This is a genomic window from Terriglobales bacterium (assembly GCA_035567895.1).
Taxonomy (GTDB): Bacteria; Acidobacteriota; Terriglobia; order Terriglobales; family Acidobacteriaceae; genus Gp1-AA112.
In genome coordinates this window covers 93755-115259 of the sequence record DATMPC010000102.1, presented here as the reverse complement: position 1 = coordinate 115259, position 21505 = coordinate 93755, and the positions used below count along the sequence as shown (strand labels likewise).

The window sequence follows — 21505 nt, the reverse complement described above, 5'->3', positions numbered from 1 at the left end:
ACTCACCCATCCGCTACCGCGGGCGGTACTGCCCCGGCGCGCTAGGGTTCCAGCGTGCAGATCGAGTAGTGCTGAAAGACCTGTGAAGAAGTGGGTCGGCCACGATACTTCCGATACAGCTCGCCGGTACTAAAGTTCTCGACGACCCGCAGGCCCAGTTCGCGAGCGAGGCTGTGGATATCGTCGATTCCGGACACCCAGGGCGCGCCCATCCCCTCGAAGCTCTCGACGAGAATCGTGAGATCCGCATCGCCGGTTGTTTTGGTGATCACCGACTCGGTCAGATAATCGAACGACAGCCGGAAGCGCTTCAGGTGTCGCTTCAACTCCAGCATCGTGTGCTTGCCGTGCCCGAGCGGCATGTACATGACGTTACCTTCCCAGATGAGATACGTCGGCACGTCGAACTCGAAGCCGTTTGACCGCAGCAGGTCGATCAGGCCATCGGTGACGTAGTTTCCTGGAATGTGGGTCACGCCGGCGTCGATGCACGCGTCCGCGTAGCAGCGCCGCTTCAGTTCCATCGTTGCCGGATCGTCGATCTCGAAGTAGCGCACCCCGGCTGACTGCTTGCGGACGGCACGGGTATCGAGCCCGGCGCCGAGGATCAGCACCTGGCCGATCCCAGCCGCGATCTGTGCGTCCAGCATGTCGTCAAAGTAACGCGTCCGCGTCTTGACCATATCCTTGACCTTGGGAAAGCGCGAGGCAACGCGCTCAGCAGCCTGGCGGCTCGCGTCGCTGAGAAAGAGCCCGACCACCGGATCGTTGTAGATGGGCATGAGCTCCCGATTTTCTTCCGCGCGGTATTCAGCGACGACAAACGCAGTACCGCTGACATCCTTGATAGTGGACATGAGTGCTCCCGATGAATTCCCGCACATTACAGCAGGACTTACTAGACCATTTTGGGATTAGCCGCCGGCAAATTCAAAACAATGTGTGCGCAGCTTTGGGACGGCTTGCCGACAGAGAACGTAGCGTTCATCTCCAACCTAGCACGGCAGCGCTTGAGCTTCCCCTGCAATCTTCAAATGGAGGAAGAAAAGCGGGGATGAAGCTGGGGACCAGGCGGATGGTTTCCTTAAGTGGGAAAGTTGGTTCAGGATTGTAATTCACGGACAAGAAAGGGACGACCAGACAAAAAAGCGCCCAGACGGAATGTTTTCCTACTCTGGGAACAATCTTCAGAGAACGTTCCGTCTTTCGCCGGTTTGTTAAACGTGCTGGGTGGACGTGGACCTGCCTTTGCTGCGATATTCAGCCATGCTTTCTCGCCGGGATTTCCTCCGCTCAGGACTTGCCGCCGTAGGGTCGCTTGCCGCAAGTCGGTACCTCTTTGCCGACCAGTACATACATCCGCCGCTCGGTGTACAGCTCTATACTGTGCGCAGGCAGGCCGAAGCTGATCTGGCCCCCCTGCTGAAGCAAATTCGCGCAATCGGTTACGACGAGGTCGAGACTTACTGGAACGTCTATTCGCGCCCAGCAAAAGAGCTGCGCCAGATGATCCTCGACGCCGGGCTCAAGGTGCCCAGCGGACACTTCGATTACCAGGGGCTTCCGGCCAAGCTCGATTACGCCAGGGAGCTTGGCGTGAGCTTTGTGATCTGCCCGATGCTGCCGGAAAACCTTCGGAACACAGCCGACGACTTCCGGCTGGCTGCGGACCAGTTCAATCGTTGGGGAGAACGGGCGCGGAGTATGGGCATGCGCTTTGGCTTCCACAATCACAATTACGAATTCCGCCAGCTCGGCGCCACGACCGGCTTCGATATCCTTGTTGAGAATACCGATCCCAAATTGGTCTGCTTCGAAATGGACTGCTACTGGGTTACCCAGGCCGGCCAGGATCCGGTCGCGATGCTGCGAAAACTTGGCAATCGCGTGCGTATGCTCCATCTCAAAGATCGTCGCCAAGGATTCCCGCCATCACGGGAACTTAACAAAGCAGCCGAGCACTTCACCGAGGTTGGAAATGGAACTATCGACTGGAAAAAGGTTCTGACTGCAGCGGAGCGACTGGAGGTTGAGCACCTCTTCGTCGAGCAGGACGAGAGTGATAGGCCGGCGGTTGAGAGTCTCAGAATAAGTTATCGACATCTAATCGACGTGTACCTCGACAAAATGGGCGTCATAAGCTGACTGCTCCTCTGTAATGAGGGCCATAACGAATGGTGGAAAATCGGGGACTTTCGGAGCGCTACTGAGCAGCCAGCTCAGGTTCTCCGACGAATACTGAAGGGTCGAGGTGCTGAAAGAGTTCGCTGTGCTTGGCGCGGAGTGAGGGGTGACAGTCCATGGTGGGGCCAGCGTTGCCTGAACCACTCACATAGACCCTCAACGCTTTGCGTCATTTATGCCGCTTGCCCGCATGCCTGCATCGCATCGAACTCCGACGTGTAAATTTCCAGTACAGTATTCAGTTTGGTAATGCGAAGCAGGTCGCGAACTTTCTCCGAAGTGCCGCCAATCAACAACAAGCATCCCAATGATCGCGCCTTTTCCACACATCCAACCAAGGTGCCCAAACCACGAGCGTCAATCTGACGAATGGCCGTCAGACTCAACACACAAATCGAGAATTGCGACAGCACACTATCGACACACTTCTTCAACACTTGGCACTCTTTTCCGAACTTTAATTGTCCGCGACAACGTATGAGAGCGATTCCCTGTTCTGCAAGGATTTCCAAATTCAATTGCAATGAATCCTCCATGGCACAGCTACTCCTATCAGTTGAATCGGCCTAGTAAGTGAGACGGATATGGAACGAAAATGTTCCTTAATCTTGTAGGAAATTATTTACTTAGCGGGCGCGCGTTCTTGGTGCATTCAAGCGATTGCGGATTGTGACTAGAGGTAAACATCAAAACTACTCTACCTTTCCTTCTACATACGTTCAAGCGAGCCGGTTCGTTGCATACAGCACGCCTCTCATCCCGCAAACGGACTATCGATTCTCAATTTGGGACCACTACTTGCGATAGTGGAGTGCAGCGATATGCAGCGACGTTGCAACGGAGACTGCGTGTATGCGCGCCAAGCTCATCAATGCCCGTATTGCGTCGTATAGTGCAGCTTGATGACGCCGCAGGTGCCCTGCTGGTCAGAATAGACCACGCAAGTATCAAAAGGACGTGAATAAACGTGAAGGCTGACCGCGCGCTGCTTTAGTTCTGCTGGGTTATGCACACGATGCACCGGCTCCTGCGGATCGACGGCAACTGGGTTGGTTTGATTCATTTCCAAAGTGTCAGTAGGTTCAATCTTGCATGTGCCGGCTTCAATATCCTGCGCCATCACGCGGTAGTTCTGAACCATCAGCGTGCCAATCGGAGCCGCCATCCAACAATTTTGATCGCGATGATTGTGGATCGAACTTGCCTGTCCAACCTCCCAACAGATAGCGACCAATTCATAAAGATCGCTCTTGTCAATCAGGTTTCGCGTGTAGTGCTGATGGTCCCAACAGAGATAAGGCGAGAGACTGTCGGGATCGACAGGATGCTCGCGCAGAAAGCGTTGCACGGCGTCGACACGCTCGAAGCTCGCAGGAGGCAGTTTCCGAAGTTCGGAGGTGAACTCCTGAATCGACAACTGACTTTGGGCACGCGGGGTGGCTATGGACATACATCCCTATTATCGATCATTTCGATTCGAATTGCTCGTCTGTGGATTCGCTTGAGGTTCGTCGCGTCCCTGAATTCGGGAGATTCTTCCGGCTTTACTTTCCTAGGAGGCGGGTGCTCTCGTTCGCCTTCTTAGACTCTGTCGTCCTGAGCCTGCCTTTGGTGAAAGATCTTCCGGAATGTTTCGGACTCGCTGCCTTTCTCGGGGCATTAAAGATGAGCACGTATAGATCTGGCGAGGTCCATATTGGGAACAAAAGCGCTCGCGCTAATCGTGAGGTTGAGCGCTGAACTCCGCCAGTTCCTTTGCGCTCGAAAGTATATGGAAGAGTTCGTACAAGAATGTAGTTCGCAAGGCGCTCTCGACCTTCCGGGAGGGAGCAATGAGTTTTAGATCGCCTCCTCGAGTTCGAGTGGAGGTGAGCAGAGAGGCAAGCGCGCCAACCCCAGTGCTATCGATGTGATTGATGCCGCTAAGATCAAGCGCGAACGTTGGGCGATTCCGCTGAAGCATCTCTGAACATTTTGCGGAAAAATCCTTGGCTGTGTCGCCGATGCTGATTCGGCCGGAACAGCGCAGGATGGGAATGGAACGGACCTGATAGTCTACGATTACATCGAACTTGCGGCGATCGAGGCCGCTGCGACGATCGGCAACACGGCGTTCCGGCCCACCGTTGGCCCTGCCAATGCGACGGTCACCTCCAACCCGGGTTGGACCCTTTCGCCGTTGCTGTCTTCTGCGCTCCATCATCAACTCGTTCCAGAAATGGCCGCATCTATAGTTGTCGCACGTTAGCTGGAGTTATGGCAAAAACTCTTTAGGCAGGAGTTGGCCGGGCCTCTCCTCGTCCCATTCTGCGAAAGTGATCCACCAGCGATGACCATCGAAAAGCATTTCGATGCTGTTGATGCCGCGAGCGGTTGGAAGCCCATCAGGAGTCTCGCGCGATTCGTATGTGCTGAAAACATGCGCGATGTGTCCGAACTGGTGCACGGTGCGGTGAATCTCTTTCTCAAAGAATCCGTTTTTTGCGAGACCAGGCTGGGATGATTCAGCGAATGTCTGATGATCGAGGATCAGTGCAGCAAGCTTTCCGGTGCGACGCTCAGTGACGCTAATGAAGCGGAGATCGGGAGTGTACAGTGTGCGGTCGCGTCCCCAATCACGTGGTTGTCCTTTGGGTCCAGACACGACTTCGTAGAACGCCTTCATCATGCCGTCGATCGTTGCTACATCGAGAGCGCGGACTGGTGAAGTCGTGATGTCCAAAGCGGAAAACTTCCCGCAAGGATGAGCTTTCGTGCACAGCACGACATCAATCGATGGTTGGTCGGTTGAAGTGGTGGCAGCTAGCGGAAAAACCAGCAGTGCAACGAGCAGTGATTTGAACATGGCCGCCAGAGTGGCACAAAATGCGATTTGTTTCAAAGCTTGTGAATGTCGTTCCATATCGCAGCATTAATTGGGATGCCGCGGGACAGGTTCTCGCTCCGAGTCTTGAGTACCTGTTCGCCGGGATAGCGAACGGCTGCGCCGGAATACTTCGAGCCACGCAAGTTCTCGATGACAGCATCGGCAATTTGGCTCATTCGCTCCGGAGGTCCAATTAACGATGGAGCGATCGCGATGAACACTTGAGAAAGTCCTGTTTCCCGTTCTGGGTCAGCCGGAATCTGGTGCGTTGCCTTGCCGCCGGAGAGCACGCTGGCAAGCAGATCGAGCATCAGGGCCAGACCAGAGCCCTTCCAGTATCCGATCGGCAGCGGTCGATAAGACTTTTCAATCGCTCCGGGATCGGTCGTCAGTTCTCCATCGACGGTAAATCCACCGGGAACGGGCAGTGGTTGTCCCTTCAGCCGATACGACTCGATAGCTCCATACGAAAACTGCGACATCGCCATGTCGAGGACAACATGTCCTTGTGCTCGAGGCACTGCGATGATTACCGGATTGTTGCCCAGTCGAGGATCGCTCGCGCCCCATGCAGGCAGGTTCGGCATCGTGTTGGTCCAGCAGATGCCGATTACTCCGGCATCGGCCGCCTGCCATCCATAGTTGCCACCGCGCATCCAGTGGTTCGTATTGGCCAGAGCTACACAGCCAATGCCATTCGCACGGCTCAATGCAATCGCTCGATCCATGCATTGCTGCGCGTTCAACATGCCGGGACCGAGACGGCCATCCCACCGCTCCAGCGCCCCAAACTGCGAGATCACCACGGGCGTTGCTTTCGGATCAACGACTCCATTCCGCAATGCACGCACAAAGCGCGGGAATCGATTCACGCCGTGGGAATAGACGCCATCGCGGCTCGCGTCGGCAAACAGGCGTGCTGCGCGAAGCGCGCGATCTTCGGAGAAGCCAAGTTTTGCCAGAATAGTGGCCAGTTCATGGACGAGGTCGTTGTAGGGGACACGAATTTCGGTGAGCTCCGTCATCTGTCGCTAATCTCGTATTCCGGGACGCTGAACAGCTTTGTTGAAGATTTTATGTGGAAGATTCCGTACACTCTCATGCTGCTTGGCATGAATTCGCTATTTTGCGTTGTGAAATCCTCAGGAGAGTCTCACAAATGCTCATCGGTATTTCTCACTTCAGTGGTTTTCTGGCGTTGCTGACCGCCGGAGTCATGGCGTTTGCTCAAGGCGCGAGTCCCGAAAAGACGAGCGCAACAGTTCAAACTGCGGCGAGCAGTGGTGTGAAGTACTACTCAAAGGACGAGGTTGCTGCGTCCTTCGCCAAAGGCGGCACGCTCGTCACGGAAAGCAATTACAGGGTGATGACCGCTCATCGCACCGAGTCGGGCAATGTAGAAGTTCATCGCAGCTACACCGACGTCTTCTACATCGTGCAGGGCAGCACGAACATCGTGACCGGGGGGAAAGTCATCGGTGAAAAAGCGACCAATCCGGATGAGCCGCGCGGGGATTCGATCGAAGGTGGAGAAACGCGGAAGCTCTCGGCAGGAGATTCGATCGTGATTCCCGCAGGCGTGCCGCACTGGATGAAGGATGTTGAAGGCACGCTGCTTTACTTCGTCGTGAAAGTAAAGAATCCGTAGGTTTTCAGTGGAGACGCAGCATGCTGCGTCTCTACCGTTGCAATCTAATTCTGGTGAACAAATAATGCGAACTCGCATACAGGCGACACTCCCGCTGCTGCTGCTCTTCCTCTCTTCTTGTCTGGTCGCGCAAAGCGCGTCCAAGACGCTCCAAGTCTACTCAATCGACGTGGAAGGCGGTCAGGCGACGTTAATCGTGAGCCCAACCGGACAATCGATGCTGATCGACACCGGCTGGCCTGGATTCGATGGCAGAGACGCTGACCGGATTGTCGCGGCAACAAAGCTCGCTGGCGTGCAGCAGATCGACTACTTGGTGATCACTCATTATCACCGCGATCACGTCGGCGGCGTTCCGCAGCTTGCTGATCGAATTAAGATCGCAAACTTCGTCGATCACGGCGACAACATGGAAAACGCCGATCAAACGCGGACCGGCTACAGTGATTACCTCGCTACAATCTCCCAAGCACACGGCAAACGCCTGACCGTAAAACCGGGAGACCACGTTCCTATTTCAGGAATCGATGTCCAGGTCCTCACTGCCGCGCGTCAGCACATCAGCCGTCCTTTGCCAGGAGGAGGACAGCCGAATTCCCTCTGCGCGTCCGAACCGGCACAACCCGACGATCCCACCGAGAACTCGGCTTCCCTCGGCGTGCTCGTCAGCTATGGCAAGTTTCGGTTGCTCGACATGGGCGATCTGACCAAGAAGGCTGAGCTCGCTCTGGTTTGTCCGAATAATCCCCTCGGGCGAGTGGACGTATTCTTCGTCACGCATCACGGACTCGACCAGTCGAACTCTAAGGCTTTCGTGCGCGCTGTACATCCGCGTGTAGCCATCATGAACAACGGCGCGCACAAGGGCGGCAGTCCGGAAGCGTGGCAAACCGTGAACGATACGCCGGGGGTTGAAGATCTCTGGCAGCTTCACTACGCGATGGACTCGGACCAGAAGCACAACAGCGCCGAGAACCTGATCGCGAACGTCAATGACGCCGAAGGAAATTATCTGAAGCTGGCTGCGCAGAACGACGGATCGTTCACCGTTCAGAATTCGCGCAACAACTTTCAGAAAAGCTATGCGGCGGCTGTGCGGCGGCGTTAGTCCCTCCCCTAAGAGCCAGTTTGAGATTGCGCCTCATGCAAAAAAATCTGATTTTTGCGTGATCCCCAAATCTAAAGACTTAGCTGGCGAGATCCCCGAGTGATCCCCGCAGTTTCGGGGATCAATCCCCGGGAATCCTTGGAGGCTCCGGGGATTTCTCGGGGATCATCGAGCCTAAGGTGCCGGACAACTGGCCGTCGCGTTGCGAACGGCCGCCCCGGTTTTCATCTGACCGAATATTCCCATATTGGAATTCACGCGCACCTCCGCATGATGCCGCAGTTAACCCAGGAAAAGCAAGTCTCGTCCGTTGCTCTAGAAGTTTTGCGATCCAGTCTGCTCAACAGGTTACAAAGGAAGAAAGGAATATTTTCGCAATCCGTTGCTCTAGCGAAAAAGGAGGCACGCTTCGTGCAGGTTGCCGGCGTCGATCATCTCGACACAGCATGCTGCGTCTCCACTTTTGCGTGCGTCACGGCTATGTGACTTGTAAGAACGCTGTCGGAATACCCTTTGAGGAAACGCTTACCTGGGAGCTGCCACCCTTGCGCATAAGAGAGATCATGGCGCGTCCGTTGCAGAGTTCTACCACGCGGGCTGCGGTGTTAACTCCAAGATCGTCGATCAACTCACCATCTCCTGCGAGCGCAAAGCCTACAGCATTACGTGCGTCAAGACAAAGAACGCCGGTGGCATCGGTCACCTGGGCTTCAATAGTCACGCGATCTCCATCGCGGGCGACTTCACGAAGCTGAAGTTGCGCCGGCTTTTGCCATTTCTGCGTCTGATATCGAAAGCTGATCTCATCCTCGACCGTCCTGTTCCCCTTGTGACCGACAGCACGTACTTGGTTCTCGGGGGAAGGGTCCACCATCCAGCGCAAACCGGCAGCAGGAAAGTCCTGGCTGTCCCGTTTCTTCACGCCTAGTGATTTCCCGTTCAGAGAGAGCTCTACGGTGTCGCAGTTCGAGTACACCTTGATGAGCTTCTTCTCCCCGGCGTCACCCCAGCGGATCGGCCAGGTATGCCCATAGATGCGGATCATCGGCTTCTCTGTCCAGTAGGACTGAAACACGTAGTAGCCTTCTTTCGGAGTGAGGTCGCGCTCAACAACTCCCTTCTGGTTCACTTTGGGAATTGGATTCTCCGGGCGCTCAGGCGTTGAGAAATCTTTGAAGATCCACTGGGCTGAGCCGGTAAGATTCGGCATTGTTTCCTGCTCTTTCAAGTGCCAGTCGAACAGGTTGCAGATGTAGCTCTCCGACCAGTCGCCATCCCGCGATGCCCGCGCAATTCCGCCGGTACGGAGGAAGTCCAAACCGCGCTCGTCGGTGCCTTTGCCCGTGGCGATCTGCGAGATCAATTTGTCGGGATCTTCGGAGTGACGGCGAGCATGACTGTCGCCTCCCCACTCCATGTGGAGGAAGTGGTACACCTTCTGCATCTCTTCTTCTGTGGACGCCTTGTACTCGGTGTAGCGCCCGCGATACCAGCCTGCCCAGATCGACGGCGAATACACATCCGGAATGTCTTTGCAGAACTCGCAGCGGCGAATGCTGGTCACGCGCGTGGGATCGAGCTTGTGTGCCTCGTCGTTCAGTTGCGACAGAAAACCGCGAATCGCCTGCTGATCCTGTGACGGGAATTCGCCGGGCCAGTCATTTTCGTTGCCCAATCCCCAGAGAATCACCGAGGGATGGTTGTAATGCTGATCGATCATGTTGCGCAGCATCCGATGCGCTTGCGCCTGCCACACGTCATTGCCTACTCCGCTGCGACACCACGGAATTTCTTCCCAGACCATGATGCCAAGCTCGTCGCAGAGATCCAGCACGATACGCGACTGCTGATAATGCCCGAGCCGAATGAAGTTTGCGCCCATCTCCTTGATCATCTGCAGCTCTTTGCGGATCAAGTCCTCGGTCATGGCCGCGCCGAGCCCAGCGTGGTCCTCGTGCCGCTGAGTTCCGCGAATGAGCAACCGCTCGCGGTTCAGCTTGAACGGACCGTGATTCACGAATTCAAAGTGACGGATTCCGAAGCGCTCGAAGACAGTCATTTCTCCGTGCGCATTGCTGAGAGTGACTTCGCAGCGGTAAAGAGCTGGATGTGAAGGGGACCAAAGTTCTGCTTTGGGAATCGTGAATTTCGCAATTTCGCGTTCGCCAGTCCAATTTCCAGGCCCCGGGCCGCTGTGAACGTTTGTCCCCGAAGGAGAAAAGACTCGGATCGACACACGTGTCGGATCAGCGATTGGGACCGGGCTGTAAAGCCGGGCCCGCACTGCAACCTCGGCAGAGCCATCTGCCCTTAACGTGGGAGTGATCAGCACACGCTGGATTGAAACGGCCGGCACATAGATGAGATCGAGATAACGGTAGAGTCCGCCGTACAGATTGAAATCGCTGAAGTCAGAAGGAATCATCTGCAGATCGTGTGAGTTATCGCAGACGATCGCGAGCGGAATCGCACCTTTGTTCTCAGCATTCGCGAGAGCCTTGGCAGCCGCATCGGTGATGTCGACCGTCCATTCGTCGTAGCCGCCAACATGCTCCGCGACTTGATCGAGATCAACGAACACGCGCGACTTCTGTCCCGCGCCTTCAAACCGAAGGAGCGTGCGGCCATTAGGAAATGGATTCGCGACCTTCAGATTCGTCCGGTACCAGCCCTGCCCGCGATAGTAGGACGTGTCAGGATCGACGGCATCGCGAGCGTTGAAGCAGTGAGGCAGTTCCACCTTCCTCCACTGATTTGGATCTTTGGCAAACGATCCATGCCAGACCTCCCACGGACTGCCGAGGGAGCCGCGATGGTGCTCCCAGCCGCTGATCAACCGCTCAGAGCTTGTTGTAGCCAGGGTTGAATCCGCGCTTAGAGCCTGAGAATTCGTTGTCAGGGCGGCAGCGGTAACAAGTGCAGATGTCTTCAGGAAGTCGCGGCGAGTTACTTGATCCATGGGACGAACACCAACTTACAGCAAAACTCCGCTTGACTGTTCACTTTCCTTTCATATAATGGTCCGCCGTGCCGCATAGTAAGACAAAGCGTGACGCAGGGTCGCCTTATCAGATCCAGGTAGTCGACCGAGCTCTCGCGCTGCTCGAGGTCTTGGCTCATCAGGGACCCGATCTCACGTTGGTTCAGATCTCCGAGATGCTCAAGCTGCACAAGAGCACAGCGCATCGCCTGCTCATGGTGCTGGAACGCCATCGTCTGATCGAAAAAAATTCCAACACCGGAAAGTACCGACTCGGTCTGAAGCTGTTTGAACTCGGTACCAAGGCTATCGGGCAACTCGATCTGCGCGAGCGCACGCGTCCATTCCTGGAGCGGGCAGTGCGCGATACCGGTGAGACAGGACACCTCTGTGTTTACGATGACGGCGAAGTTGTGTATCTCGACAAAATCGAGCCCTCACGCAGTGTTCGCCTCACCTCCAGTGTTGGACGCCGGAACCCGGCATACTGCACGGCCGTAGGCAAAGCCATCATGGCGTTCTTGCCCGAGGCACAGGTAGAAGAGGCGGTGCACAAACATGGCCTTGCTCAGCTCACGCGCAAGACCATCACCAACATGCTCGATCTTCGTGCTGATTTAGCAAGGGTGCGCAAGCTGGGTTATGCGATCGATGACGAGGAGCACGAGGAAGGCGTTCTCTGTGTGGGCGCTGCGGTCTGGAGTGTCGGCGAGTATCCGATCGCCGCCATTAGCGTCTCTGGGCCGGTCTTTCGGCTGAGCCACGAGAAGGTTCCAGCAGTCGCGGAATCGATCATGGCTATCGCCACGACGCTCTCAAAAGAATTAGGAATGCAAACGCCTTCCAGCAGGAACGGAGAGTATTCGAGGGATTCGCAGGTTGAAGTAATCGGGGCCTAACGCAATTACACCGCTCGGCTACGGCCGGGCTTTTTATTGGCCAAGTGCAGATGCGGTACATAGTACCGCAATGCGAGACAAGAAAAAGTAGCCTGAAAAAGGTTGGAGGTTCTTCACAATGCGCGTGCGCAAAACAAAAGGGCTGCTTGCCCTCGCAGTCTTGCTGAGTCTTTTCGCCGTGACCTTGCCCGTCGTTTTCGCGCAGGTCACCACAACAAACATAGCTGGAACAGTCACTGACGCCAGCGGAGCTTCTGTAGCAGGCGCGCAGGTCACCGTTACCAATACGGGAACCAATCAGATTCGCACTACGCAGACCAATGCGCAGGGCGACTACCGCCTGGAATTTCTGCCGGTCGGAAGCTACAGCGTGGAAGTCAGCGCTCCCAGCTTCAAGAAGATGATCCGAAGCGGCATCGTGCTGCAGGCCGATCAGCCTGCGCGTGTCGATGCGCAGCTGCAGCTCGGGCAAGTAACGGAGACCGTCCAGGTAACCTCCGACATCCCGTTGGTGAATACCTCGAATCCCGAAATTGGGCGAACGATCGATTCGCATGAAATCATCAATCTGCCGATCGTCAATCGCAACGCTTACACTCTGCTCGACCTCGTTCCCGGAGTTCAGAAGAACGACAACAGCATCGTGCTCGGCTATCCCGAACAGCGCACGTTGATCAACGGCGGCATCGATGCCGGCGCCGGATCCGTGAACTACTACCTCGACGGCGGCATCAACATGACCGGGCTTCGCAATACCGGTAATATCCTGCCCAATCCGGATGCGATTCAGGAATTCCGGGTTCAGACAAACAACTATGCCGCCGACTATGGGCGGTTCCAGAATGGGATCGTCAACACGATTACGAAGTCGGGCACAAATAATTTTCACGGCTCACTTTTTGAGTTTGTTCGCAACACCGTTTTCAATGCGAACACCTGGGCCAATACCGGTGCAACGCCTCCTCTGCACCGGAATCAGTTCGGCGGGACCATTGGCGGACCTGTCATAAAGAACAAGACGTTCTTCTTCGGCTCCTACGCCGGACTCCGTGAGATCACAAATACATTCCTGAACGGCGCAACCGTTCCATCCGCGCTTGAGCGAACAGGGGACTTCTCGCAGTCGAACGGCAGACCCGTTATCCCTGGCAGCCAGACCACCACGGGCACAGGGGGCACGCGATATGCGAACGACCAGCTCACCGGTCTCGATCCGGTTGCGATGAACATCATCAACAAATTCATTCCAGTGGCGAATCTGCCGAACAACAAGTGGCAGGGAGTGATTCCCAACCCATACAACAGCGACGAGTTCCTCGCGAAGGTCGATCACAACCTGAGCGACAGCCAGCGGCTGAGTGTCAGTTACTTTGAAACCAGCGGAGAAAATAAGATCCGTTCCGGTACGGCCAATTTACCTTGGTCAATCCAGCAGTTTTCGTGGAGGCAGCACAACGCCAATGTGAGCCACACCTGGAGCCTGAATCCCAATATGGTAAACCAGGTTTGGATCGGTTACACGCGCAACTTCGGGGGACGCCTAAACTTACCGCAGACATCGCTCAGCGATTTGGGATCGGCGGCCGTCATTCAGGGCACACCGTCTCTGCCACAGATCGGCGTTACCTCATTTTTCAACCTCACGCAGGCGATTGCCGGCCCGGTTGCTGGAACAAACTACTACTCGCTGCGCGACGTATTCAGCGTTACACACGGACGTCATGCCTTCCGTTTCGGAGGCGAGCTTTCGCTGGACAAGGACATCCAGGCCACGTTGTTGAACAATTACGGCGTCTTTGGCTTCAATGGCACGGCGACATTAGCGGGAACAAAAGGCGCAAGCTGCCTGGCTTGTGGTCTTGCTGATTTCGAACTGGGAATTCCGAATTCCATCTCGCAGGATGCTCCCGTAACCGCCCTCACTAACAGTTGGTATACATCGTTGTTTGCTCAGGACGATTTCCGCGTTACTCCAAGGCTGACGTTGAACCTGGGAGTGCGTTGGGATGTCCAGACGCCGCCAACCGATCCGCAGGACAAGGAATCAACCTTCGTTCCCGGAGTGCAATCTACAGTGCGGCCCACCGCACCTGCTGGCATCTTGTTTCCCGGCGATCCCGGAATTACACGCGGAATTGTCCCCATTCAATGGAACCATGTCTCGCCGCGCGTAGGTTTTGCGTTGGACCCATTTGGAACCGGAAAAACCTCAATCCGGGCCGCCGCGGGAGTCTTCTACGGCAGCGTCTCCGGAAACGAATGGAACACTACGTCAAACTTTGAGCCTTTTGCTGTTCGCCTCAGCCTTGCGAATGTGAATGTGAAGGGGACAGGGGCAACCTTGTCGAACCCATATAAGGGCCTCACTCCGGCGCCTTTCCCATATAACGGAGGGTTCGTATCCGGAGGCAGCATCTTTGGTCCGTCTCCTAATTTCCGTTGGCCTTACACCTATCAGCTGAATTTCTCTGTTCAGCAGCAACTGACTCAGAGCCTTAGCTTGCAGATAGCTTACGTAGGTTCCCTGAGCCACAATCTGCCGTTTGCTACTGACATTAACTACCCGCTCCCATCCAGTACGGCCACCACTGCGGGCGCCAACATCCTGTCGCGTCGGCCGAACAAAGCTTTCGGTACGATTTTCGCCATGCGTTCCGATCAGACGGCGTCCTACAACGGCCTGCAGATCAGCGCGCAACAGCGTATGTCGCATCACCTCACGTTCAGTGGCTGGTATGCGTGGGCCAAGGCCTTCGACAGCGTACAGATCGACAACAGTACCGCCCAGGGACTGGTTCAGGATTTCAGTAACCCGCGTGCCGACCGCGGCCGAGCCGACATCGACGCGCGGCACACGGCCGTGATCTCGCTGACGTATCAGCCGGACTACTACACCGGCGACAGCCGGGTAGTGCGGAGTCTGATCAATGGCTGGTCGATCTCGCCGATCGTCCGGCTGCACACCGGACTTCCGTTCTCGGTTTCGAATGGCGCGGACGCCAACCTGGATGGCAATAACAACGACCGCGCCCAGTTGATCGGCGACCCGCATATTTCCAATCCGAACGCCGCGCAGTGGTTCAATACCGCTGCATTCGCGAAGAATGCAGTGGTAACCGGCGTTCCGGTCGATGGAAGTTCACCGAGGAACTTCCTTGATGCTCCGGGATACAAGAATGTCGATCTGGCGATCTTCAGGAATTTCCCGGTGACGGAACGATTTAAGTTGGAGTTCCGTGCTGAAGCTTCGAACGTTCTAAACATCGTGAACTTAAACACGCCGAGTGCAACAGTGGGAACCAACAACTTTGGGCAGATTACAACGGCCCAGCCCATGCGGCAGCTTCAGCTTGGATTGCGTCTCACATATTGAACTGCAGTAGCGGTTTCCCCTGATCTAACCGGATAATGGAAGCCGGAAATGAATCGAGCTGCACATCGTGAACTCGCACTCACGCTGGGCAGCTCGATCAATCCTTTATTCGCAGCTTCTCCTGAAGCTGCAGCGGAGTTGCAGTTATGAGCACACAGCCCCAGGTCTTTACCGAGCCGGTCACGCGTGAGGGCAACGTATTTCGCAGAACTAATTCCCACAAAGGGCGGAAGGTCTTCATTACTCCGGCGAATAGCACGATGAAGCATTTGTGCTACTCGCGCATCATTCTGGACAAGACTGTTTCCACAGTACAGTTCGAGAATGGCAAGCAGGAGACCGCTCTTATCTGCTTGTCGGGAGAGGTTGAGGTTATGGTTGGCGTGGAGCGTTTCAAGTTGAGCGAACGCGACTCTGTGTACATCCCGCGCGGATCCTCCATCAGCCTGGAAACCAGCAGTTCAGCGGACATCGCGGAGTTCTCTGCCGATGTCGATCAAAAATATCCGCTACAGATCGTCCGCTACGCCGACGTAAAAAATGACAAATCTCTTCATTTTACCGCCGGTGGTGCCGCTACTACTCGCGATCTGAATATTCTGATCGGCAAGAACGTGCAAGCAGGACGTCTCCTCGCTGGTCTTACCATTTCGGAACCGGGCAATTGGACGAGCTGGCCTCCACATGAACATGCGGCGATGTTGGAAGAGATGTACGTTTACACGCACATGCCACCGCCTGGCTTCGGCATACAGTTCGTGTACACCGATACAAAGGAGCCCGAGTTGGCAACCATTGTCCGCGATGGCGATGCCGTCTTGATGCCGCGCGGCTATCACCCCAACGTTGCTGCCCCTGGACATCGCATCGGATTCCTGTGGGCCATGGCCGCACATCGTGAGAAAGAAGACCGTCAGTTCGGCGTGGTGAACGTGCAGCCGGAGTTCAGCCAATCGGGATCGGGGCTGGAGGCGAGCCGAAAATAACTCTTGATCCTCGACCAATTCAGACTTGACGGCAAGACGGCGCTGGTCACGGGCGCTTCGGCTGGGCTTGGTGCCGCGATAGCAATTGCACTCGCGGAAGCTGGAGCGGATGTCGTTTGCCACGGCAATTCGCGGTCGCCCCAGGAAACCTGCAACGCGATCGAGAAGCTTGGGCGGCGCGCAGCCGTGATTCAAACCGATCTGGCGCAATCTGGAGCGGCGGAGAAGCTGTTTGGAAAGGCCCAGCAATTTGCACCAATAGACATCGTCGTCAATAATGCTGGGACTATTCGGCGCGCCAAGGCAGTCGAGTACAGTGATGCCGACTGGACCACGGTTCTCCAGGTGAACCTGAATTCGCTGTGGAAGTTGTGTCAGGCTGCCGGCAAGTCGTTTATTAAGAGACGGTCGAGCGGCAAGATCGTGAACATCGCTTCGCTGCTGGCGTTTCAAGGTGGCATCACGGTACCGGCGTACGCTGCCTCAAAAGGAGCTGTCGTGCAGTTGACTAAGGCATTAGCCAACGAATGGGCGTCGCAGGGGATAAACGTGAATGCCATCGCGCCAGGTTACATGTGCACGGATAATACCGCTGCTCTGCAACGCGATGAGACGCGCAACCGCCAGATTCTCGAGAGAATTCCGGCACAGCGATGGGGAGAGCCGGGCGATGTCTGCGGAGCGGCCGTATTTCTTGCCTCTCGAGCGAGTGACTACGTTCATGGTCATGTACTGGTAGTCGACGGCGGTTGGATGGGCAGGTAAAGCAGCAACAGATAAAGGGAGCGCGAGTTGCATCAGACGAGGCTTGACCAATCAGCGGACGCGCCGCCGAACGTTGGGGCTGCTGTTCAGACTACCGCGGGCGGGAACTATCGTTGGGTCATCTGCGCTCTCCTGTTTTTCGCCACCACCATCAACTACATGGATCGTCAGGTGCTCGGCCTGCTGGCTCCTGACCTGCAAAAGATCTTCCGATGGAACGAAATTCAATACGGATATATCGTCACCGCCTTCCAAACCACTTACGCCATAGGACTGCTCCTCATGGGCCGGTTCATGGATCGTGTTGGGACGCGAATTGGCTATGCGGTTTCGATCGCGATCTGGAGTCTCGCGGCGATGGGGCATGCGCTTGCCAACTCCGTGCTTGGATTTGCCTTTGCTCGCGGAATGCTCGGACTGGGTGAGTCTGGCAACTTTCCTGCTGCGATAAAGACCGTCACCGAATGGTTTCCAAAAAAGGAACGAGCTCTTGCAACCGGCATTTTCAATTCCGGCACCAATGTCGGAGCCATTATCGCGCCGCTCACCGTTCCCTGGGTGGCAGTTCATCTTGGCTGGCGGTGGGCGTTTCTGTTCACGGGATTCTTCAGCGCAACCTGGCTGGCGTTGTGGCTTCTGCTGTACCGTCGTCCGCAGGAACACCCGCGCCTCTCGCCGGGCGAACTTCAGTACATTCTCAGCGATCCGGTTGAGCCGACAACGCGAATTCCATGGATGCGGCTATTGCCGCATCGCCAGACGTGGGCATTCGCGCTCGGCAAGTTCATGACCGACCCAATCTGGTGGTTTTATCTGTTCTGGCTGGCCAAGTTCTTTGCCTCAGCGCATGGCCTGACTCTTACGAAACTTGGCCCGCCGTTGGTGGTGATTTACCTCGCAGCCGACGTTGGCAGCATCTTTGGAGGCTGGCTTTCGTCGAGCCTGATCAAACGTGGCTGGAGCGCGAATCGCGCTCGCAAGACCGCAATGCTGATTTGCGCGCTGTGCGTGGTACCCGTGATGTTTATTTCTCAGTTGACCGGCCTCTGGCCGCAAGTCGCGCTCTTCAGTTTGGCAACGGCTGCGCATCAGGGATGGTCGGCCAACATGTTTACCACCGCTTCCGATATGTTCCCGCGCAGGGCTGTAGGCTCAGTGGTTGGCATCGGCGGCTTTGGAGGCGCCGTGGGCGGTATGTGCATCGCAAGCTTCACCGGATACCACTTGCAACACACACACAGTTATTCACTGCTGTTCGTCATCTCGGGGTTTGCGTATCTCTCAGCATTGCTCATCATTCAAGTGCTGGTGCCCAGGCTGGAACCAGCGCTCATTGAAATCGAGGCCAAATAAAACATGACCAAGGAAGAAGTTCGCGCGCGAGTACTGGAAGTCGGGATCGTTCCTGTTGTGCGGGCGCCTTCGGCCAAACATGCCATCGCGGCTGCCGTAGCAGTCGCGGCCGGCGGGATCTCCATCGTCGAAGTCACTATGACGGTTCCTGGAGCGATCGACGCCATCACGCAGCTTATTAAGACCCTTGGCGGCGAAGTGATTGTGGGAGCGGGAACGGTCCTCGACGCAGAGACTGCGCGCCGGTGCTTCGACGCAGGCGCGGAGTTCCTCGTTACTCCTGGTCTCGATTTGGGAACGGTGAAGGCGGCGAATGATGCAGGGAAATTGATTATGGCCGGCGCGCTGACTCCTACCGAAGTCATTACTGCCTGGAAGGGCGGAGCAGACTTCGTGAAGATTTTCCCTGCGAGTGCGATGGGCGGTGCAGCCTATTTGAAGGCCCTGCGCGGTCCTCTGCCGCAGGTGCCTCTTGTCCCAACCGGTGGCGTGAACCTGAACACCGCAGCTGATTTTCTCAGGGCAGGCGCATCTGCTCTCGGAGTTGGAGGCGAATTGGTGTTGCACTCTGTGCTCACCAGCGGCGATGTTTCGCAAATCACGACGCTGGCCAGGAAATATCTGGAAATTGTGCGGCAGGTGCGCGAGACCGAGAAACCGGCGTTGGCGCCCGCTTAGAGCCTGGCAACAGGCGCCCTCGCCTGTGATTTGGAAGCCCAACACAGGCGAGGGCGGCTGTGCCACATTGATTCCATTACATACGAGAATGAATACAAAAAGCGCCGTTCGTGTATGCGCAGTATTGTTGAGCCTGGGTGCTACTTCCCTTCTGTGGGCAGAGCCGCACCTCAAATCAATCAAAATCGCAATCACCAACTCCACAGACCAGAATCGTCCGGCAGAGAACATCGTTCTCGCAGTTGCTGAGCTGCGAAAAGTCGCTCCCGATATCTACATCGGCTCTCATATCGTGACTGCCACTGATGCAACCACGGTTGCGGAAGATGCGGCTGTTCTGCACACACAGGAACTTCCGTCGCAAGTCGATGACATTGATGGCGACCTCAAGCCCGACGAGCTTGCATTTCAGATTGATCTAAAGCCGCGTCAGACACGAATAGTGACGATCACCTGGGGTCCCCCGGATCGTATCTTTCGTCTCCGTGGCGACTACGAGCCGCAGACCAATGCCATCTTCACGAAGAAGATCGACGGCATGGGCTGGGAGTCGAAGCGAGATTCTTTTCGTCTTTACTTTGACAAGCGAAACGCCATTGATCTGTACGGAAAGCCGCGTCCCACTTTGCAACTGGAGCGTTACGCAACGCCTGGGTACATCTACCACAATTACTCGCCGGATGGCCGCGACATCTACCTCGTGGCGGACGCGCTGGGCATCGGCGCTCCCGGCGCGTGGGTGAACGGAGAGGCCCAGCACATCTCTGAGGTGGACAATCGCACTTGGCGCATCATCTCTACAGGACCCGTGCGAGCGATCGTGGAGTTCACATATCAGGGCTGGAAGATCGCCGGCAAAAGTGTGAACCTGCGCGTGCGTGTGACGCAATGGGCCGGCGAGCGCGGTTTTCTCCAGACCGCCGCCTCGGCAGATGCTGGCGATCTGACCCTTGCTACCGGTCTCACCCAGCAGCAGGGGATTCCCGAGGTGCGCTCGAAGGCTGGTGATGATCCGGCGTGGCTTGCAATGTGGGGAGAGCAGGCGGTTGAAGGCGGAAACAAAGCAGTCTCTCCGATTCTGCATGGGACCAATTTAGGACTCGCGATTGTTGTGGCTCCGGGTTCCGGAGCAGCTCCAAACAAGGACAGCAAAGATTATCTCTTCACATTCCCACTCAAGAGCGGTACTGCAAGCTGGTACTCGCTGGCAGCTTGGGATCAGGAAGGAAGCAACGATCCTGTTCCCGTGGTGGGAGCGCGAGAACCACGCGAATACATCGCTCGCGTTTCCGGAGTGGATGCCATTACCAGTCAGGATCAACTGGTAGCCTCCGTCAGAGAGATTGCTGCGCGGATGAAGACACCAGCAAGTGTAAAAATCCTCTCCGGCTCTCCAGAAGTACAGTCTGGCCCGCCGGATACGCTACATCCTGCAAGCTCCCGGACCTACAAGCAGGCAATCGATCTCTTGCAGAAAGAGATCGACCGCACCGCTGTGAAGTGGGAACCGGCTGTTTCCGCGGCCCAACCGTCAACAGTCACCGCCCATGGAGGCGATGGATTCTTTACCGATGGCAACAATCAAACCGGCGAATGGCAGAAGCAGAAGGGCTTCTTCTGGACCGGAGCGTTCTGGGCAGGCGAGTTGTGGAAGATGTACGCGCAAACTCACGATGAGAAATACCGGAGGTGGGCTGAGTTGTGGACCTCGCGCATCGTAGACAAAGAGTCCGAGCAGAACCACGACACGGGCTTCCTCTATTTCTATTCGTCGGTCGGGGGCTACCAGCTAACTCACGATCAAAAGCTAAAGCAGAGCGGGATTCGTGGCGCCGACCATCTTGTCCAGATGTATAACCCGACCACACAACTGATTCCAGCATGGGGTCAAAACGGGGACGACACCATCATCGACACGATGATGAACCTTCAGCTTTTGTGGTGGGCAAGCCACGAGACCGGCGATCCCAAATATCGTGACGTCGGGCTGAAGCATGCTCTCCGTACCGCGGATTGGTTCATTCGTGCTGATGGATCGGTGATTCAGTCGGTTCACTACAACCCCGGCGACAATCGCCAGGAATTTCGCCTACACGGCGGCAGCCCGAACGATCAACCCCTGATGTTTCCGAACAAAGCGCGCCCAGGAGAGCGAGTCTTCTACCACACGCATCAGGGATACTCGTGGGAAACCGGTTGGTCGCGCGGCACAGCGTGGGCGCTCTACGGTTTTGCCAAGGCGTACCAAGAGACGCACGATGCGAGACTGCTGGCTACGGTACAGAAAGTTGCAGAATACATTCTCGCGGAGCTTCCTGAAGACGGTGTGCCTTGGTATGACTTCAACGATGAGGGAGTAATGTTCCGCAATCGGGATACTTCGGCTGCTGCGATCATCGCGGGAGGCTTGCTGCAACTCGCCGCCCTGACGCAAGACGCGCAAAAGGCTCAGCTCTATCGAACTCAGGCGGAGCGCATTACCCACTCCCTGATTGACCGTTATTTAACTCCCGCATACCAGGGAGATGACTCGCCGCCTGGAATCTTGCGGCACGGCAGCGGCACGCGTCCCGCGGACGGGATGCTCATCTACGGACAGTACTATCTGCTCGAGACGCTAATGACTTTGGACGCTGCCCGACCATAGCGATCGATGGAACCGATT

Annotated in this window: 17 protein-coding genes; 10 read left to right on the top strand and 7 right to left on the bottom strand. The window is 56.1% G+C overall.

Annotated elements, in window-relative coordinates:
* Positions 1-41: 41 nt before the first annotated feature.
* The gene (locus VNX88_21140) at positions 42-857 is read right to left on the bottom strand and encodes an SAM-dependent methyltransferase (GenBank protein HWY71185.1); all 816 of its coding nucleotides are present in this window, start codon (positions 855-857) and stop codon (positions 42-44) included.
* Between the two features lie 409 nt (positions 858-1266).
* Between VNX88_21140 and VNX88_21135 the strand changes: the two genes are divergently transcribed.
* Positions 1267-2145 (top strand): sugar phosphate isomerase/epimerase, encoded by an 879-nt coding sequence (locus VNX88_21135; protein ID HWY71184.1) that lies wholly within the window; start codon positions 1267-1269, stop codon positions 2143-2145.
* Between the two features lie 212 nt (positions 2146-2357).
* On the opposite strand, the gene VNX88_21130 is transcribed toward VNX88_21135, so the two are convergent.
* From VNX88_21130 to yiaK, 5 genes are all read right to left on the bottom strand, one after another.
* A complete protein-coding gene (locus tag VNX88_21130; protein ID HWY71183.1) occupies positions 2358-2720 on the bottom strand; it encodes an STAS domain-containing protein in 363 nt (120 codons plus the stop codon).
* 332 nt (positions 2721-3052) lie between these two features.
* A complete protein-coding gene (locus VNX88_21125) occupies positions 3053-3634 on the bottom strand; it encodes a cysteine dioxygenase family protein (GenBank protein HWY71182.1) in 582 nt (193 codons plus the stop codon).
* 267 nt (positions 3635-3901) lie between these two features.
* Positions 3902-4387, bottom strand: coding sequence for an STAS domain-containing protein (locus VNX88_21120; protein ID HWY71181.1), 486 nt, complete (start codon positions 4385-4387; stop codon positions 3902-3904).
* A gap of 51 nt (positions 4388-4438) precedes the next feature.
* Positions 4439-5065 carry a hypothetical protein gene (locus VNX88_21115; protein ID HWY71180.1) on the bottom strand — a complete coding sequence of 209 codons (627 nt, stop codon included), beginning with the start codon at positions 5063-5065 and terminating at the stop codon, positions 4439-4441.
* On the bottom strand, positions 5062-6075 hold the full coding sequence (gene yiaK / locus VNX88_21110) for a 3-dehydro-L-gulonate 2-dehydrogenase (protein ID HWY71179.1): 1014 nt from the start codon (positions 6073-6075) through the stop codon (positions 5062-5064). Before yiaK ends, VNX88_21115 begins: the two co-directional genes overlap by 4 nt.
* Positions 6076-6209: 134 nt before the next feature.
* Here yiaK and VNX88_21105 point away from each other — a divergent pair, with 134 nt between their 5' ends.
* Both VNX88_21105 and VNX88_21100 read left to right on the top strand, forming a co-directional pair.
* Positions 6210-6698 carry a cupin domain-containing protein gene (locus VNX88_21105; GenBank protein ID HWY71178.1) on the top strand — a complete coding sequence of 163 codons (489 nt, stop codon included), beginning with the start codon at positions 6210-6212 and terminating at the stop codon, positions 6696-6698.
* Between the two features lie 64 nt (positions 6699-6762).
* Complete coding sequence (locus VNX88_21100) at positions 6763-7806, top strand: MBL fold metallo-hydrolase (protein HWY71177.1); 1044 nt, start codon at positions 6763-6765, stop codon at positions 7804-7806.
* A 478-nt stretch (positions 7807-8284) separates the two neighbouring features.
* On the opposite strand, the gene VNX88_21095 is transcribed toward VNX88_21100, so the two are convergent.
* On the bottom strand, positions 8285-10765 hold the full coding sequence (locus tag VNX88_21095; GenBank protein ID HWY71176.1) for a glycoside hydrolase family 2 TIM barrel-domain containing protein: 2481 nt from the start codon (positions 10763-10765) through the stop codon (positions 8285-8287).
* Positions 10766-10833: 68 nt separating this feature from the next.
* Here VNX88_21095 and VNX88_21090 point away from each other — a divergent pair, with 68 nt between their 5' ends.
* The 7 genes from VNX88_21090 to VNX88_21060 all read left to right on the top strand — a co-directional run bounded on the left by VNX88_21090 (position 10834) and on the right by VNX88_21060 (position 21487).
* Positions 10834-11685: an IclR family transcriptional regulator gene (locus VNX88_21090; GenBank protein ID HWY71175.1), complete on the top strand. Its 852-nt coding sequence runs from the start codon at positions 10834-10836 to the stop codon at positions 11683-11685.
* A gap of 118 nt (positions 11686-11803) precedes the next feature.
* Positions 11804-15058 (top strand): carboxypeptidase regulatory-like domain-containing protein, encoded by a 3255-nt coding sequence (locus VNX88_21085; GenBank protein ID HWY71174.1) that lies wholly within the window; start codon positions 11804-11806, stop codon positions 15056-15058.
* A gap of 146 nt (positions 15059-15204) precedes the next feature.
* Entirely contained in the window at positions 15205-16044 is an 840-nt protein-coding gene (locus tag VNX88_21080) for a 5-deoxy-glucuronate isomerase (protein HWY71173.1), read from the top strand.
* 3 nt (positions 16045-16047) lie between these two features.
* Positions 16048-16809, top strand: coding sequence for a 2-dehydro-3-deoxy-D-gluconate 5-dehydrogenase KduD (gene kduD / locus VNX88_21075; GenBank protein HWY71172.1), 762 nt, complete (start codon positions 16048-16050; stop codon positions 16807-16809).
* 27 nt (positions 16810-16836) lie between these two features.
* On the top strand, positions 16837-18162 hold the full coding sequence (locus VNX88_21070) for an MFS transporter (GenBank protein HWY71171.1): 1326 nt from the start codon (positions 16837-16839) through the stop codon (positions 18160-18162).
* Between the two features lie 3 nt (positions 18163-18165).
* A complete protein-coding gene (locus VNX88_21065) occupies positions 18166-18840 on the top strand; it encodes a bifunctional 4-hydroxy-2-oxoglutarate aldolase/2-dehydro-3-deoxy-phosphogluconate aldolase (protein HWY71170.1) in 675 nt (224 codons plus the stop codon).
* Positions 18841-18928: 88 nt separating this feature from the next.
* Positions 18929-21487, top strand: coding sequence for a DUF4861 family protein (locus tag VNX88_21060; GenBank protein HWY71169.1), 2559 nt, complete (start codon positions 18929-18931; stop codon positions 21485-21487).
* The last annotated feature ends 18 nt before the right edge of the window (positions 21488-21505 follow it).

Bases quoted from the DNA above. Each gene is read 5' to 3' on its own strand.
- VNX88_21140 (HWY71185.1), bottom strand. From the start codon at position 857: ATGTCCACTATCAAGGATGTCAGCGGTACTGCGTTTGTCGTCGCTGAA.
- VNX88_21135 (HWY71184.1), top strand. From the start codon at position 1,267: ATGCTTTCTCGCCGGGATTTCCTCCGCTCAGGACTTGCCGCCGTAGGG.
- VNX88_21130 (HWY71183.1), bottom strand. From the start codon at position 2,720: ATGGAGGATTCATTGCAATTGAATTTGGAAATCCTTGCAGAACAGGGA.
- VNX88_21125 (HWY71182.1), bottom strand. From the start codon at position 3,634: ATGTCCATAGCCACCCCGCGTGCCCAAAGTCAGTTGTCGATTCAGGAG.
- VNX88_21120 (HWY71181.1), bottom strand. From the start codon at position 4,387: ATGATGGAGCGCAGAAGACAGCAACGGCGAAAGGGTCCAACCCGGGTT.
- yiaK (HWY71179.1), bottom strand. From the start codon at position 6,075: ATGACGGAGCTCACCGAAATTCGTGTCCCCTACAACGACCTCGTCCAT.
- VNX88_21105 (HWY71178.1), top strand. From the start codon at position 6,210: ATGCTCATCGGTATTTCTCACTTCAGTGGTTTTCTGGCGTTGCTGACC.
- VNX88_21100 (HWY71177.1), top strand. From the start codon at position 6,763: ATGCGAACTCGCATACAGGCGACACTCCCGCTGCTGCTGCTCTTCCTC.
- VNX88_21095 (HWY71176.1), bottom strand. From the start codon at position 10,765: ATGGATCAAGTAACTCGCCGCGACTTCCTGAAGACATCTGCACTTGTT.
- VNX88_21085 (HWY71174.1), top strand. From the start codon at position 11,804: ATGCGCGTGCGCAAAACAAAAGGGCTGCTTGCCCTCGCAGTCTTGCTG.
- VNX88_21080 (HWY71173.1), top strand. From the start codon at position 15,205: ATGAGCACACAGCCCCAGGTCTTTACCGAGCCGGTCACGCGTGAGGGC.
- VNX88_21065 (HWY71170.1), top strand. From the start codon at position 18,166: ATGACCAAGGAAGAAGTTCGCGCGCGAGTACTGGAAGTCGGGATCGTT.
- VNX88_21060 (HWY71169.1), top strand. From the start codon at position 18,929: ATGAATACAAAAAGCGCCGTTCGTGTATGCGCAGTATTGTTGAGCCTG.